Origin of the sequence: Streptomyces sp. SJL17-4, from assembly GCF_036826855.1 — a bacterium.
GTDB lineage: Bacteria > Actinomycetota > Actinomycetes > Streptomycetales > Streptomycetaceae > Streptomyces.
The window spans coordinates 7,447,946-7,462,039 of sequence record NZ_CP104578.1 but is presented as its reverse complement, the minus strand read 5'-3'; the positions used below and the strand labels follow the sequence as shown (position 1 = coordinate 7,462,039).

Genomic DNA, 14,094 nt, shown 5'->3' with positions numbered 1-14,094 from the left:
ACGCGGCTCTCGCCTTCTCGGTCAAGGGGCCTGTCACTTGACCGAACGCCGTCCTGCCCGTTCCAGGTCCTGAACGGCACGGGCGGCGCGCTCGGCGGCGCGGCGGGCTTCCCGCAGGGCCTGCTCCGCTGTCGTCACCGCCCTGCCGGCCGTCGTGGAGGCTGTCCTCGCCTCCTGTCCGGCCTGCCGGCCGTCGTGCAGTTCGCGCTCAAGGCGCCGGACCCGCTCGGCCGCCTCTTCGGCCTTCTCCACCGCGGCCTGCCGCGCGTCGCGGGCCTCGGCGAGCTCCCGCTCGCGTCGGCCGACTTCGCCGTCGGCTTCCTCCACCGCCTGACGGGCCCGTTCGAGCTCGTGCAGTCGGGTGCGTTCGAGTTCGCGCCGTCGCCGCGCGTCCTCGCCACGGGCCGGCTTCTTCTTCGGCGACGCCGGCTGTTCGGTCGTCACGGCTGACCCGGCTGCTTCCGCTGCTTCAGTGGCGGCTTCGGCGGCCGGGGGCCGGCGGGCGGGCACCGCTTCCGGCGCGACCGCGGGGAATCCGACCGCGGCTTCGGGCGCCTTGACGAGCCGGCCCCTCGACCACAGCTCCGCGACGTCCTGGTCGGCGAGAACCCCGTGCAGGGTCTGCTCGATCTCGCGCAACACCGTGTCGCTCACGGACAGACCGGCTTCTCCCGCCAGCGCGGCGGCCGTACGGGCGAGTGCGGTGATGAGCTGCTGCCGCTGACTGCTCGCCGCCCGCAGCTGCTCGGCGTCGAGCGTCCGGTGGGCCTCCCTCAGGGTCTCCCCCAGGGTCAGGAACTGCTGAGTCTCCCGCTGTCGCTCCCGGGCCAGCCGGTTCGCGGCCCATGCGGCGAGCGACGGTCGCCGCAGCGCGGCGATGGCCTTCTCCGCCTTCGTGTCCTTCGCCCTGCGCGCCCGGGCGACGTACGCGTCCCGCGCGTGCACGAACTCGGCCGGCCTCAGCCTGTACAGCTCCTCGGCGACTTCCTCGACATCCACGCCGCCCACTCTGCGCCGACCGCGCTCGGGGGCCGGGATCCCGCTCGGCGCCTCCGCCGGATGCCCGGTCCGATCACCCGCTCGGGCTCGCGCTACGGCTCACTCCTCCGCCAGCGCGCGCGTGGCCGGGCCCTGGAGGACGCTGCCGTCGGCTGCGAAGCGGGAGCCGTGACAGGGGCACTCCCAGGTCTCCTCGGCCTCGTTGAAGCCCAGTTCGCAGCCCATGTGGGTGCAGCGTCGCGCCGTCCGGAAACCCGCCACGTAGTGGCGCGCCACCGTGGACTGTTGCCGTACGACCCCGGGTACCTCACGTACCGGCAGATGGCGGCGCGGGTCGACGAGTTCCGTCCAGGCCGGGCGCGGGGCGCCCGTCACGTGCGCTGCCAGCAGGCGGCCCGCGGCGACACCGTTGCTGAAGCCCCATCCGCCGAAGCCGGTGGCGAGGTAGACGTGCTGGGTGTCCGGGTGTTCGTGGCCCACGCAGGGCATCCCGTCCGGCGTGTGGACGTCCTGGGCCGCCCATCGGTGGATCTCCGGCACCTCGGCGAAGCCCGGCAGGTGCTCGCGCGCCCAGCCCTCCAGGCTGTCGTAGCGCTCGCGCACGCCCCCGCTCCCCGGCTCGAACGCCTCACCCGCCACGGTCAGCAACCGCCGTCCCTCTCCCAGCGGAGCCGCACGCACCGACCGGGCGCCGTCGTCGACTGCCAGGTACATGCCGTACGGGGCATGGCGTGCGTCCACGGACGCGGCGACGACGAGCTCGCGGCGCACCGACAGGCGCACCAGGAGGCTGCTGTGGCAGCGGAGCGGGAAGTGGGTGGCGAGGACGACGTCCCGGGCGTGGACCGTGGCTCCCCCCTCCACCGCGAGACGGCATTCGGCGCCGTCGTGGAGTTCGGTGACGCGCGTGCCCTCGTACAGGCGACCGCCCCGCGCGACGAAGTCGTCCGCCAGGCCGAGCAGGAACCGGCGCGGGTGGAACTGCACCTGGTCCTCCACCCGCACGGCGGCCACGACCGGGGACGGAAGCCCCGTGTCCGTCACCGCCGTCGCCCGCAGGCCCGCCTCCTCGGCGGCATCCGCCTCCTCGCGGATCTCCGCCGCTCTCCCCTCGTCGACGGTGTACGTGAACGCCGGCCGACGTTCGATCTCCGCGTCGACACCCAGTTCCGCGCAGTCCCGCACCACCTGACGCAGGGCGTCCTCCTGGGCGTCGGCGTACAGGGCGGCGGCCTCCGCACCCCGGCGGCGGCGCAGCCGTGCGTAGCAGAGGCCGTGCAGGGAGGTCAGTTCGCCGGCGGCGTGTCCGGTCGCTCCCGTCGCGATCCGGTCGGCCTCCAGGAGGACCACGTCGGCCCCCGCGCGGGCCAGCTCCCGTGCGGTGCACACTCCGGCGACGCCGGCTCCGACGACGACCACGTCGGCGGAGAGATCACTGTCCAGGGGCGGGTGCCCGGCGCCGGGCGGCGGCGCCGAGGCCATCCAGTACGAGTTCCCGGATCCGCGTCGCATGATCGCTCCTCTCCGCGGGTGCCCGGCGGGCGGCACGCGGCACTCCTCCTCGGGCGCCTACCCGGAGCCTCCGGCCACAGTCGCCCTTCGGCCATCGGCCGACGCCCGGAGGGACCCTGGGGGAGCGGATTCCACACCGGAGTGAAACGATTCCGAACCCGGGGCCCCGTACCCAGGGACCTCGAACCCAGGGCCTCCGAGCCCAGGGTCCCCGTAGCGCACCGAAGGAACAGAGGAGGCCCGCGGAGTATGGCCGTGGACGAGCTCGACACCCGGATCCTGCGGCTGCTCATCGAGCAGCCGCGGACGAGCGTGCGCGAGTACGCGCGGATCCTGGGGGTGGCGCGGGGCACCGTACAGGCCAGGATCGACCGCCTGGAGCGCGACGGGGTGATCACCGCGACCGGTCCCGTCCTCTCTCCCGCCGCCCTGGGCCACCCGGTGCTCGCCTTCGTCCATGTCGAGGTGACCCAGGGGCACCTCGACGAGGTCGGTGACGCGCTCGCGGCCGTGCCCGAGATCGTGGAGGCCTTCTCCATCACCGGTGGCGGCGATCTGCTCACCCGGGTGGTCGCCCGCGACGCCGGGCACCTGGAGGACGTCATCCAGCGGCTCATCCAGCTGCCCGGGGTGGTCCGTACCCGTACCGAGATCGCCCTGCGGGAGCGGGTGGCTCACCGGCTGCTGCCGCTGGTCGAGGCGGTCGGACGACGGTCGAACTCCGCCTGATTCACGATTTTTGTCGCCTATGCAAGGCATAACATGCATTTCCCCTTGCATATGAGAGCCTCAGGCGCATAACTTCCGCCCATGCAGTCCTACACCATCGGGCAGGCAGCACGCCTGCTGGGCGTGAGTCCCGACACCGCACGCCGCTGGGCCGACAGCGGCAGGTTCGTCACCCATCGCGACGAGAACGGCCGGCGCCTCATCGACGGCCGCGACCTCGCCGCCTTCTCCGTCGAGGTCGCGCAGAGCGACCAGGGGGACGACGACGTGGCGTACACGTCGGCGCGCAACGCGTTCCCCGGCATCGTCACGGCCGTCAAGCTCGGCGACATCGCCGCCCAGGTGGAGATCCAGGCGGGACCGCACCGGCTCGTCTCGCTCCTCACCCGCGAGGCCGTGGAGGAGCTGGGCCTCGAGGTCGGCATGCAGGCCACCGCCCGCGTGAAGTCGACGAGCGTGCACATCGACCGGGTCTGATCCCGCCCCGTCCGTCGCCCCACCCGTCGGCCGACCGCCCGGCGGGCCCGTGAGGGACAGCGGGCACGGTCGGGCACGCGGATTCAGCGGGTCATACGGGCGAGCAGCATCGCCACATCGTCCTGCGCGGGCCCCGCGAGCAGCTTCTCCAGAACCTCGTCGCACAGCTCGTCCAGGGGGCGGTCGAGGTGCCGCAGCGCCCTGGCGAGCTGCCGCATCCCCTCGTCCAGGTCGCGGTCGCGGGCTTCGATGAGGCCGTCCGTGTAGAGGACGAGCAGGGCGCCCGCGGGCAGGGTGACCTCCTCGGTGCCGAAGTCGTGGGCGCCCGTGCCCAGCGGGGTTCCCGGCGGCCCGTCGAGGAAGGTGATCGTCCCGTCCGGGGTGGCCACGGCCGGCGGTGGATGGCCGGCGCGCGCGATGACCCAGCCGCGGGTGGCCGGGTCGTGGACGGCGTACACGCAGGTCGCCATCGTGTCCTCGCCGATGTCGGCGACGACGGCGTCGAGGGAGCTCAGCATCTCGGCCGGCGGGATGTCATGGCGGGCCAGGGTCCGTACCGCCGTGCGCAGTTGGCCCATCACCGCGGCCGCGTGGATGCCGTGCCCCATGACGTCGCCGATGACGAGGCCCGTCCTGCCGCCGGGCACGGTGATGACGTCGAACCAGTCGCCGCCGACGTCATGGGCGCTCGCGGGCAGGTAGCGGCCGGTGAGTTCGAGCCCGGTGACAGCGGGCAGCGCGCTGTTGGTGAGGCTGCGCTGAAGGGTGAGGGCGGCCTCCCGCTGGGTGGTGTAGAGGCGCGCGTTGTCGATGTTGAGGGCGGCCCGCGCCACGACCTCGTCGATGAGGACGCAGTCCTGCTCGTCGAAGGGCTCCCGGGTACGCAGCCGGGTCACCGTGACCGATCCGAGCACCTGGCCGCGGGCCACCATGGGGACGAGCCGTGCCGAGCCGATGCGGGTGGCGAAGTAGGTGCGGAGCGCCTCGGTGCGCGGGTCGGTGAAGAGTTCCGGGATGTCGGACGTGAAGAGGTTCGTGGGACGGCCGCGGGCGACGACCTCCTCGTACACGGAGTCCAGCGGAATCTGGAAGGTCTGTCCCGGGACGAGCAGGGACGTGGGGGCCGTGGGGTCCGGGAAGCGGGCCGCGAGTCGACGGAGCACCCCGCGCGTGGAGGCGACCGGGTCGTCCGGTTCGAGGACGGACTCCAGCATCTGCACGTCCGCCGAGTCGGCCAGCTGGGGCACGAGGAAACGTACCGCCTCCTCGGCCGTCTGCTGCAGGTCCAGGGTCGTGCCGATCCGCGCCCCGGCCTCGGCGAGCAGGGCGAAACGGTGGCGGGCCCGTTCGACCTCCGTGTGTGCCTCCTGGCTCTCGGTGATGTCCACGAGGGACGCGATGAGCCCCAGGGACCGCCGGTCGGTGCGGTCGATGAGCGGGGCGTACGAGCAGGACCAGATGTGGTCGCGGTCGGGGTCGGCGGGGGTACGGCCGACCCGGCGGGCGTCGACGACGGCGTTGCCGCTCTCCAACACCTGGCGCATCAGGGATTCGAGCGAGGCGGCGTTGACACCGGGCACCACCTCGGTGAGGCGGCGGCCCACGTGCTCGGCGGCCGACACCCCGTTCATCCGGGCCAGGGCGTCGTTGATCCTGAGGAACCGCAGGTCGGGGCCGAGCAGGGCGAGACCGATCGGTGACTGGGTGAAGAGGCTCTCCATCGCCGCGAGGTTCTCCCGCATGCGCAGGACCTCGGAGGTCTCCACCGCGATGAGCATCGCGCCCGGCCGGCCTTCCGGGTCGGCGGCCGGCACGATCCACATCTCCATGGCGACCGTGTGCCCGTCGCGGTGCCGGACGGGGAGGGTGCCGACCATGGTCTCGCCGGCCTGGACGCGACGGGTGAGCCGTTCGGCGAGTTCACGGTTGGCGTCGGGGACGAGGAGGGGGGTGGCGAGCCGCCCGATCACGTGCTCCTGGCGGTGGCCGAGCAGATCCTGCGCGGCGAGCGACCACTCGACGATGCGGCCCTCGGCGTCCTCACGCCACAGAGCGATCGGGAGCAGCTCGCGGAGCACACCCGCGTCCCCGACGGCCGCCCGGGGCGGCTGCGGAACCCTGCTCGACGACTCGTGAGTCTCCAACGCATCGACCTACGCATCGGCCCGGCCCCGGGGGGCGCATTCCCTATCGAATCACCCTAGCCGAGTACCTGGGGGCGGGCGCTGCGCAATGCGGCCGATCGATGCGGAAGGGACCGGGGCATTTCCCGGCGCTCCAGGGCCGTCAGGGATGCATCCGGGCACCCTTGAGTACCTTGTCGACCGCGTTGCGCGGCCCGTACACGGCGAGGCCCGCCAGGTCCAGCCCGCCGGTCCCCACGGCCCGTACGGCCGCGCGGTTGTCGCGGTCGTTGCCGGTGGAGAACAGTTCGGTCGTGAACACCGCCCGCGGGAGCGCGCGGGAGAGTGCGCGGGCGTGCGCCGTCGTCAGCGTCTCCTTCGGCCCCTCGAAGACGAGCACGGGCTGTCGGAACATCGGCAGGTACGGGGTGCCGTCGGCGTCCGCGTACGGCTCGCCGATCACCTCGGGCAGCTCCGAGCCGAGGCCGCTGACCAGGAACGCGGTGACGTTCAGGCGCTGCCAGGTCTCCAGGTCCTCGCGGAGGAGTACAGCGATCTTGGTGTCGAAGCGGACGGGCGGCACGGTGTCGCCGGTCGTCATGGCCGCCGTCATGGTGGCCGTGGTCGTCATGGTCGTCATCGTCGTCGTCATGGTCCGAGACTGCCGATCGGGCCTCCATGCCGTCTTGTACATTCCTTGCATGGTGGCCGGTCAGCAGGTTTCGGCATGGCGCCCGCGCGTGCCGGGAGTCGTGGAGGTCTTCCACGCCCACTTCACCGCGCACGCCTACCCGATGCACGTCCACGACGTGTGGACCCTGCTCATCGTCGACGACGGGGCCGTCCGCTACGACCTCGACCGGCGTGAGCACGGCACCCCGGGCGACACGGTGTCCCTGCTCCCGCCGCAGGTGCCGCACAACGGCTCGCCCGCGACCCCGCACGGCTTCCGCAAGCGGGTCCTCTATCTGGACCTGACCCAGTTGGACGAGAGCTTCATCGGCGCGGCGGTGGACGGGCCCGATCTCGTCGATCCGCTGCTGCGCCGTCGCGTCGGTCAGCTGCACACGGCACTCGCGGACCGGGGCGGCGAACTGGAGGCACAGAGCCGGCTCGCGCTCATCCGTGAACGGCTCCGCACCCGTCTGCGGCCCCAGGCGGTCACCCGCGCGCGACCCGCCGATCCCGGAGTGGCCCACCGCCTCCGCGAACTCCTCGACGCCCGGCTGCTCGAAGGGGTGACCCTGGACGAGGCCGCGCGGCTCCTGCACGCCCATCCCGCCCATCTGGTACGGGCGTTCAGCGGCGCGTTCGGCATCGCCCCGCACCAATACCTGACGGCCCGGCGGCTCGACCGGGCCCGGCGGCTGCTCCTGGACGGGCAGGCGCCCGGGGAGGTGGCGGCCGCGACCGGCTTCTACGACCAGTCCCATCTGAACCGCTCCTTCAAGCGGCTCGTGGGCACGACCCCGGGGCGCTTCGCCCGGAGGCGCGAGGAACCGGCGCCCGTGTCGTGAACTGGCCACGCTCCGTGGCGTGAGCGAGCCGCGAAGGCGCTCGGCGGGACGTCGAGTCGGGAGCGGAATGGGTGCCACCTGGGGAAAACTCCGCTTCCGAGCGTAATGATCCGGCCAAAGCCGGTGACTCTCCGTGCAACAGAAGGCCGAATTCCGCCGCGGTCACGCAAACGGACCAGATGATGCACAGGTAGTCATCTCCCCTGGTCGCCATGATCCCCGCGCCCTGCCGCACGCCCTGTTGAAGGTGATCTTCCGCCCGCACGCTGAATGCCAGGACATTGAGCGGAGGGCGGGTGACACGGGTGGAGACAGGCAGCGGCACGGACGGGGCCCGGGACGGGGACGTGGACGTGTGTGTGGTGGGGGCGGGACCGGTCGGGCTCACGCTCGCGATCGGTCTGCGCCGGCTCGCGCTGCGGGTCCGGATCGTCGACAAGGCACCCGCGACCAAGCACGAGGCCCGCGCCCTGGTGCTCTGGGCACGGGCCCGGGAGGCACTGGACGCCCTGGGGGTCGGTGAGACGCTCGCGCGGCACGGCGTCGAGCTGGGCATGGTGACGATCCACGCCCGCGGCCGTGAGCTCGGCGAGCTCGTCACCGGCTGGGCCCGCTCGGCCCACGCCCGGCCGCTCAACATCGAGCAGCACGACATCGAGCGGCTCCTCAGCGAGGAACTGGCCGGGCTCGGCACCCGCGTCGAGTGGAACACCGAGGTGACGGACGTCAAGGTCCACGACGACCGGGCGGAGTTCACCCTGCGGCACGAGGACGGCACCGTCGAGTCGGCCGCCGCCCCCTGGATCGTCGGCTGCGAGGGCACCGCCAGCGTGGTCAGGGACCGCCTGGGCATCCCGTTCGAGGGCCGGCGCCGCACCGGGCTCCAGGTCGTCCAGGGCAACGCCCACCCCACCTGGGCGCTCGGCGAGGAGCCGGGCAGGGGGCACATCTTCCTGGCCCCGCACCGTTCCCTGCTCGTGTTCCCGCTGCCCGGCGGGGGCTACCGCTTCTTCTGCTTCCGGGACGACCCCGATCCCTCGCTGTCCGCCGCCCCCACCCTCGGCGAACTGCGGGACCTGGTCGCGGAGACTGCCGGGATGCCGGACCTGCGTCTCCGGCCCCCCGAGGTCCCCTGGCTGAACCGGGCCCGCTTCAGCGACCGGGTCGCCGCCACGCTCCGCTGCGGGCGCGGGCTGCTCGCCGGGGACGCGGCGCACGCCTGGGCGCCGGTCGGCGGGCACGGCATGAACGTCGGCATCCTCGGCGCCCACAACCTCGCGTGGAAGCTCGCCGCCGTCCACCACGGGCAGGCGGGCGAGGACCTCCTCGACACGTACAGCGACGAGCAACGACTCCTTGCGGTGCGGTACATCCGCGAGATGCGGTTCAACTTCATGGAGCTGCCGCTGCCACCGCTGGGCTTCCGGGCGTTCACGGCGACGGTGCCGGCCGCCCTGGCCCGGCGCGGCTTCCAGCGCCGGCTCGACCTGCGGCTGAGCGACCTGGGCCGGAACCACACGGACAGTGCGCTGTCCTCGCACCGCCCCGCCCGGCACCGCCGTTCGGGCCCGCGCGCGGGCGAGCGCATGCCGGACATCACGGTCACCACCTGCCCGACGGACCCCACCAGTCCTGCCGCGACCCGGCTGCACACGCTGCTCCGGTACGAGCGGTGGACCCTGGTCCTGCACGCCGCCCGCGCCCACCCGGACGTGCTCGACGAACTCCGCGACGCGTGCGCGCGGTTCCCCGCCCCGCTCCGGATACTGCCCGTGACCCCGTGGGACGGAGCCGAGGCCGGCCGCCTCGGGCACCCCGACGACCTGCGTCTGGTGCGGCCCGACGGATACGTGGGCCTGGTCGCCCCGCTCGCCCGTACCGCCCTGCTCCGCGACTACCTGGCCGCTGTCGCCGCCGACGGCCCCGGGGCCGTACGGGAGTCCCGGCCGACCCGTCCACGCCGTGCGCACTGAACCGATCGGGAGTCGGACCGTCATGCAGACCACCACCGTCACGCAGTCCCGTCATGTGCCACGCGCACGGCGGCGGACCCGCGCCAACAGCACGGTCAGTGTCGTGGGCGCCGGGATGGCCGGCCTGGTCGCCGCCTACGAGCTGGAGCGCCTCGGGTTCCGGGTCGAGGTCATCGAGGGCAGCCACCGGCTCGGCGGGCGCGTCCACACGCACCGCTTCGGCGCGGCCGAGGGCTCCCCCTTCGTGGAGCTCGGTGCCATGCGCATCCCCACCGCCCACCACCGGACCATGCACTACGTCGAGCACCTGGGTCTCGCCGATCAGGTGCGGCCGTTCACCACCCTGCTGTCCGAGGAGAACGCCTTTCTGGCGACGAGTACCGGTCACGTACGGCTCCGGGACGCGCCGCGGGCCCTGATCGCGGATGTCCGCGCCTCGCTGCCGGGCGCCCCGTACCGCGAGGAGACCGTCGTGTTCGGCGCGTGGCTGGCGGCGGTCGTCGACGCCGTCGCACCTCCGGCGCTGCGCGCCGGGCTCCGCGCCGACCTGGCACGCAACCTCCTGGATCTGGTGGAGGACGTCGACCTGTCGCCGCATCTCCTCGGCCACGCGAAGGACCGGATCGACGTGCACGGTCTGTTCGCGGCGCACCCCGGCATCCGGGCGGGCTGCGGCGACCGGCTGAACAGCTTCCTGGACGACATCCTCACCGAGACCAGTCCCGAACTGGTCCGGCTCGCCTGCGGGATGGACCAGCTCGCGCAGCGGCTCGCCGCCCGGATCCGGGGACCCATCTGGCTGGGCCAGCCCGTGTCCGGCTTCGAGGTGGCTCCCGACCATGTCCTCGTACGCCTCGGGGGCGGGCCGGCGGCGGTCCGGCGCTGCGACTACGTGCTGTGCACGGTGCCGTTCTCCGTGCTGCGGGGTCTGACGCTCACCGGGTTCGACGAGGACAAGCTCGCGGTCGTGCGGGAGGTGGACTACTGCCCGGCGACGAAGGTCGCCGTCCACTGCCGTGAGCCGTTCTGGGAGCGGGAGGGCATCCGGGGTGGCGCCTCGTTCAGCGGGGGCCGGATCCGGCAGACGTACTACCCGCCGTCCGAGGCCGACGGGACCACGGATCCCGCGCAGGGTGCGGCGCTGCTCGCCAGCTACACGATCGGCGAGGACGCCGAGCATCTCGGCACCATGCCGCCCGCGCTGCGGCACCGGACGGTGGTCGAGGAACTGGGGCGGATGCACCCCCAGTTGCTGCGCCGGGGCATGGTGCGGGGTGTCGCGAGTCTCGCCTGGGGCGGACATCCGTGGACGGCCGGCGGGTGCACGATCCGCTGGGGGCAGGACGCGGCCGCCTGCGAGGAACAGCGCCGGCGGGCGGTGCGCCCCCAGCACCGGATGTTCTTCGCCGGGGAGCACTGCGCGAGCGAGCCGGCGTGGATCGAGGGTGCGGTGGAGTCGGCCCTCGAGGCCGTGACGCTGATCGCCCGGCACGCGCCGGGCCGGGGCGTCGTGGAGCCGGCCGGACTGGAGGCGGCATGAGCGTGTTCGACCTGCCCCGGCTGTACTTCGGCGGGACGGCGCTGACCCGGCTGCCGACGGGTCCGCGCTGCGGCTTGGTGGACCTGGCCCGCAACACCGCCCTGAGGGGCACGGACTCCGGGGACACGGGTGCCGGACAGCGGCCCGCGGTCGGCCCGTTCGGCGTCGAGGAGCGCGCCGAGGCGTACCACGCGCACCTGGCCGGACGCGGGGCACGCGGGGGCCACTTCTCCGGGAACGGCCACTTCCTCATGGATGCCCGGGTGACCGGGGTGCAGCGGACGGACGGCGGCGTCGTGGACACGGCGGACCCGGTGGTCGGGCGGGCCGTCGACCTGTGGGGGCACTACAACCCCTACCTGGGCACGACGGTGAACCGGGCCAGGGTCTTCGACGTCGACCCGGCGTCCGCGTGGACGGCGACGCTGATGGGCGGCCAGTTCGCCTTCGGGCGGGACGGGCGCTCGCACGACGCGGGCTATCTGTGCGTCGGCGAGGTGACCGGTTTCATGCCGCCGCGGTGGCACGGCTTCGCGCCGGTGCGCCGCACCCTCCATCAGTTCGCGATCGCGGCGGGGGAAGGGCTCGACTGGCCGAACGGGTCGGCGGACTCCCCCGCCGTGCGCGCCCTCAAGGCCGCCGCCGAGGCACGGGACGGCGGCGGCATCCTCGTCCAGTTCGCCCTCGAACAGCCCGTCGCGGAAGGAGACGTGGGGCCGGAGGACGCTCCGGGGCAGTGGCGGCTGCGGGGCACGGTCGCGCCCTGGCATCCGGACGAGCCGCGCACCCACCCGGCGGGCCGGCTTCTCGTCCCGCACGGGAGCCATGCGGATGAGGCACCGGAGCCGTGCACCGTACGGGTCTCCCCGTCGGGAGTCTCCTTCAACTGGCCTTTCGAGAAGCAGACCGCCGACTCCTCCTCCCCCGGCCAGGCCCCGCGTCGCGGGGACGCCCTTGAGCTGAGGACGGCTCGGTCCGACCTGCCGGTCGCTCTCCTGCCCGGGGGTGCGCCCGAGGGCGGTGCGGTGGTGACCGTACCGGCGGCCTCGCCGGAGGCCGTGCGGCACGCGGAGGCGGAGGGGCTCGTCCTGGTACGGCCGGGCGGAAGCGGCCGAAGCACGCGCGCGGTGCTGCTGCGGGAGCGCGAGGAGGTCGTCCTGACCGACGAGGCATGTCTGATCCTGGAGCACCCGGACCCCGAGCGGGGCGACGAGCACGCCGTCGAGGTCCCGGTGCGGACGTTTCTGCGGGGCCGCGCGGCGCCCCTCGACACGGTCGTCGTCCGCCAGTACCCCAACCCCCGTGCCCTGCCGCTGGACCCGGTGGCCTCGGGGCCGTACGCCCGCTGCGGGGATGTGGAGATCGTACGGCTCCGCCCGGGCAGGTCGTCCGGCGAGAAGCCCACGACGGACACCCCGGTTCCGGCGGAGGGTGCGAGTTGCCGCCTCGCCACGGACGGGCGGGGGCGTGGCTGGTTCACGGTCTCCGGCGCGCGCCCCGGCACGGCACGGCTGCTCCTCGCGGCGGACCCCGGGGAACGACCACCGACCGATCCGGCGGCGCCAGGATCGGCCGAGGCCTGCTACGACCACGACAACGCCCTGGACTTCTGGCCGTGGGCCGGCACGGCGGCGGTCCGGGTACTGCCCGACGACTGGCCGCTGGACGCCGTGCTCCAGCAGGACGTGACCTTCGAGCTGCTGCACCGCGAGGTCTTCGCGTACTACGAGCAGCTGTTCCCGTTCATGCGCGACGAGGTGTTCAGCCTCGCGGACCGCTGCAAGGTCGAGACGTACGCGAAGCTCATCTGGCAGATGTGCGATCCGGCGAACAAGGACAGGACGTACTACATGCCGCCGACCCGCGATCTGTCCCTGCCGAAGGCGCGGCTGCTGCTCAAGTACCTGCGGGCGCGGAGCACGGCGGCGGCGGTGCCGCCGGCGGCGGCCGTCCCTTCGCCGATCCGCGCCCATCCGCAGATCACCACGCGGGCGCAGCTGCGGTCGGCGCTGTGGCAGGCGGTGGCGGTGGAGCTCGCCAGTTCGCTCCAGTACCTGTACGCGGGCTACTCGGTCCCCACCCACGGCACCGGGTTCGAGTACGTGCGCAGTGGGGTGTGGACACCGCGTCAGCTCCGGCTCGCCTGCGGCGACGGCGGGGAGACCCTGGCCAAGGGCGTGCGGGACAGTCTCTTCGACGTGGCCCGGGAGGAGATGATGCACTTCCTGGTCGTCAACAACATCCTGATGGCGATGGGTGAGCCCTTCCACGTCCCGGAGATCGACTTCGGTACGCCGGGCCGGTTGCCGCTGCCGCTCGACTTCGCCCTGGAGCCGCTGCACCTGGGAAGTCTCCAGCGGTTCATCGCCATCGAGCGGCCCGAGCGGCTCGTGGGCGGCACGGGAGCGATGGACGGGCCCAGCCCGTTCGGTTCGCCGAGCGAGTTGTACGCGGGCATCCGGGAGGGTCTGACGCGCGTCCCCGACCTCTTCATGGTCGACCGGGGGCGGGGCGGGGGCGAGCACCACCTCTTCATCGGCGGGGCGGTCAACGCCGTTCATCCGGACTACCAGTTGGAGGTGGACGATCTTTCGAGCGCGCTGTTCGCCGTGGACTTCGTCACCGAGCAGGGCGAGGGCGGTGTCCTGGACACCGGGAAGGAGGGCTCGGAGTCCCATCACGACACCTTCGTGCGGCTCGCGGAGCTGCTGATGACCGAGCGCGCCGACGGTCCGCACGGGGAGGGGACGCCGTGGCAGCTCGCGTACCCCTCGCTGCGCAATCCGACGCTCGACCCCGGGCACCCCGGGCGGGCGGTGGTGAGCGATCCGCACGCACGGCAGGTGATGCGTCTGTTCAACCGCTGCTACTTCATGATGCTCCAGCTGATCGTCCAGCACTTCGGGGAGAGCCCGGACGCGAGTCTGCGCCGCTCGAAGCTGATGAACGCAGCCATCGACGTGATGACGGGGATGATGCGTCCGCTCGCCGAGCAACTGATGCCGCTGGAGTCGGGGTGGCGGGGGCGGACGGCCGGCCCCTCCTTCGAGCTGGAGGAACCGCCGGCGTACATCGCGCGCCCCGATGTGGCGCGGCGGGGGTTCGCGATGCGGTTCCGGCACCTCGCCGCGATGGCCCGGGAGTGCGAGGGCGTGCCGGACCGGGTGCCGGAACTGATGGCCTGGTACGCGGAGCGCTTCGAGCACGAGGGGAGCAACTGAGTC

The 14,094-nt window shown here is 73.1% G+C and carries 10 protein-coding genes; 6 read left to right on the top strand and 4 right to left on the bottom strand.

The features are described 5' to 3' along the window. Nucleotides 1-33 precede the first annotated feature (33 nt). Both N5875_RS33635 and N5875_RS33630 read right to left on the bottom strand, forming a co-directional pair. A complete protein-coding gene (locus tag N5875_RS33635) occupies nucleotides 34-999 on the bottom strand; it encodes a hypothetical protein (RefSeq protein WP_338497996.1) in 966 nt (321 codons plus the stop codon). 99 nt (nucleotides 1,000-1,098) lie between these two features. Continuing rightward, nucleotides 1,099-2,511 (bottom strand): FAD-dependent oxidoreductase, encoded by a 1,413-nt coding sequence (locus N5875_RS33630; RefSeq protein WP_338497993.1) that lies wholly within the window; start codon nucleotides 2,509-2,511, stop codon nucleotides 1,099-1,101. Nucleotides 2,512-2,760: 249 nt separating this feature from the next. On the opposite strand from N5875_RS33630, the gene N5875_RS33625 reads away from it, so the two are divergent. After that, nucleotides 2,761-3,240, top strand: a complete 480-nt coding sequence (locus N5875_RS33625) for an Lrp/AsnC family transcriptional regulator (protein ID WP_318206486.1) — start codon at nucleotides 2,761-2,763, stop codon at nucleotides 3,238-3,240. 81 nt (nucleotides 3,241-3,321) lie between these two features. Then, nucleotides 3,322-3,717 carry a helix-turn-helix transcriptional regulator gene (locus N5875_RS33620; protein WP_318206487.1) on the top strand — a complete coding sequence of 132 codons (396 nt, stop codon included), beginning with the start codon at nucleotides 3,322-3,324 and terminating at the stop codon, nucleotides 3,715-3,717. Nucleotides 3,718-3,800: 83 nt separating this feature from the next. Here N5875_RS33620 and N5875_RS33615 read toward each other — a convergent pair whose 3' ends face one another. Both N5875_RS33615 and N5875_RS33610 read right to left on the bottom strand, forming a co-directional pair. Next, the gene (locus N5875_RS33615; RefSeq protein WP_338497988.1) at nucleotides 3,801-5,861 is read right to left on the bottom strand and encodes a SpoIIE family protein phosphatase; all 2,061 of its coding nucleotides are present in this window, start codon (nucleotides 5,859-5,861) and stop codon (nucleotides 3,801-3,803) included. 142 nt (nucleotides 5,862-6,003) lie between these two features. After that, nucleotides 6,004-6,453 (bottom strand): DUF2000 domain-containing protein, encoded by a 450-nt coding sequence (locus tag N5875_RS33610; RefSeq protein WP_338499338.1) that lies wholly within the window; start codon nucleotides 6,451-6,453, stop codon nucleotides 6,004-6,006. A gap of 88 nt (nucleotides 6,454-6,541) precedes the next feature. Here N5875_RS33610 and N5875_RS33605 point away from each other — a divergent pair, with 88 nt between their 5' ends. The 4 genes from N5875_RS33605 to N5875_RS33590 all read left to right on the top strand — a co-directional run bounded on the left by N5875_RS33605 (nucleotide 6,542) and on the right by N5875_RS33590 (nucleotide 14,091). Further along, complete coding sequence (locus tag N5875_RS33605) at nucleotides 6,542-7,357, top strand: AraC family transcriptional regulator (protein WP_338497987.1); 816 nt, start codon at nucleotides 6,542-6,544, stop codon at nucleotides 7,355-7,357. Nucleotides 7,358-7,662: 305 nt separating this feature from the next. After that, on the top strand, nucleotides 7,663-9,330 hold the full coding sequence (locus N5875_RS33600; protein WP_338497985.1) for an FAD-dependent monooxygenase: 1,668 nt from the start codon (nucleotides 7,663-7,665) through the stop codon (nucleotides 9,328-9,330). Nucleotides 9,331-9,352: 22 nt separating this feature from the next. Continuing rightward, the gene (locus tag N5875_RS33595) at nucleotides 9,353-10,870 is read left to right on the top strand and encodes an NAD(P)/FAD-dependent oxidoreductase (protein WP_338497982.1); all 1,518 of its coding nucleotides are present in this window, start codon (nucleotides 9,353-9,355) and stop codon (nucleotides 10,868-10,870) included. Further along, a complete protein-coding gene (locus N5875_RS33590; RefSeq protein WP_338497979.1) occupies nucleotides 10,867-14,091 on the top strand; it encodes a ferritin-like domain-containing protein in 3,225 nt (1,074 codons plus the stop codon). Before N5875_RS33595 ends, N5875_RS33590 begins: the two co-directional genes overlap by 4 nt. Nucleotides 14,092-14,094: the final 3 nt, after the last annotated feature.

Bases quoted from the DNA above. Each gene is read 5' to 3' on its own strand.
- N5875_RS33630 (WP_338497993.1), bottom strand. From the start codon at position 2,511: ATGCGACGCGGATCCGGGAACTCGTACTGGATGGCCTCGGCGCCGCCG.
- N5875_RS33625 (WP_318206486.1), top strand. From the start codon at position 2,761: ATGGCCGTGGACGAGCTCGACACCCGGATCCTGCGGCTGCTCATCGAG.
- N5875_RS33620 (WP_318206487.1), top strand. From the start codon at position 3,322: ATGCAGTCCTACACCATCGGGCAGGCAGCACGCCTGCTGGGCGTGAGT.
- N5875_RS33610 (WP_338499338.1), bottom strand. From the start codon at position 6,453: ATGACGGCGGCCATGACGACCGGCGACACCGTGCCGCCCGTCCGCTTC.
- N5875_RS33605 (WP_338497987.1), top strand. From the start codon at position 6,542: ATGGTGGCCGGTCAGCAGGTTTCGGCATGGCGCCCGCGCGTGCCGGGA.
- N5875_RS33595 (WP_338497982.1), top strand. From the start codon at position 9,353: ATGCAGACCACCACCGTCACGCAGTCCCGTCATGTGCCACGCGCACGG.
- N5875_RS33590 (WP_338497979.1), top strand. From the start codon at position 10,867: ATGAGCGTGTTCGACCTGCCCCGGCTGTACTTCGGCGGGACGGCGCTG.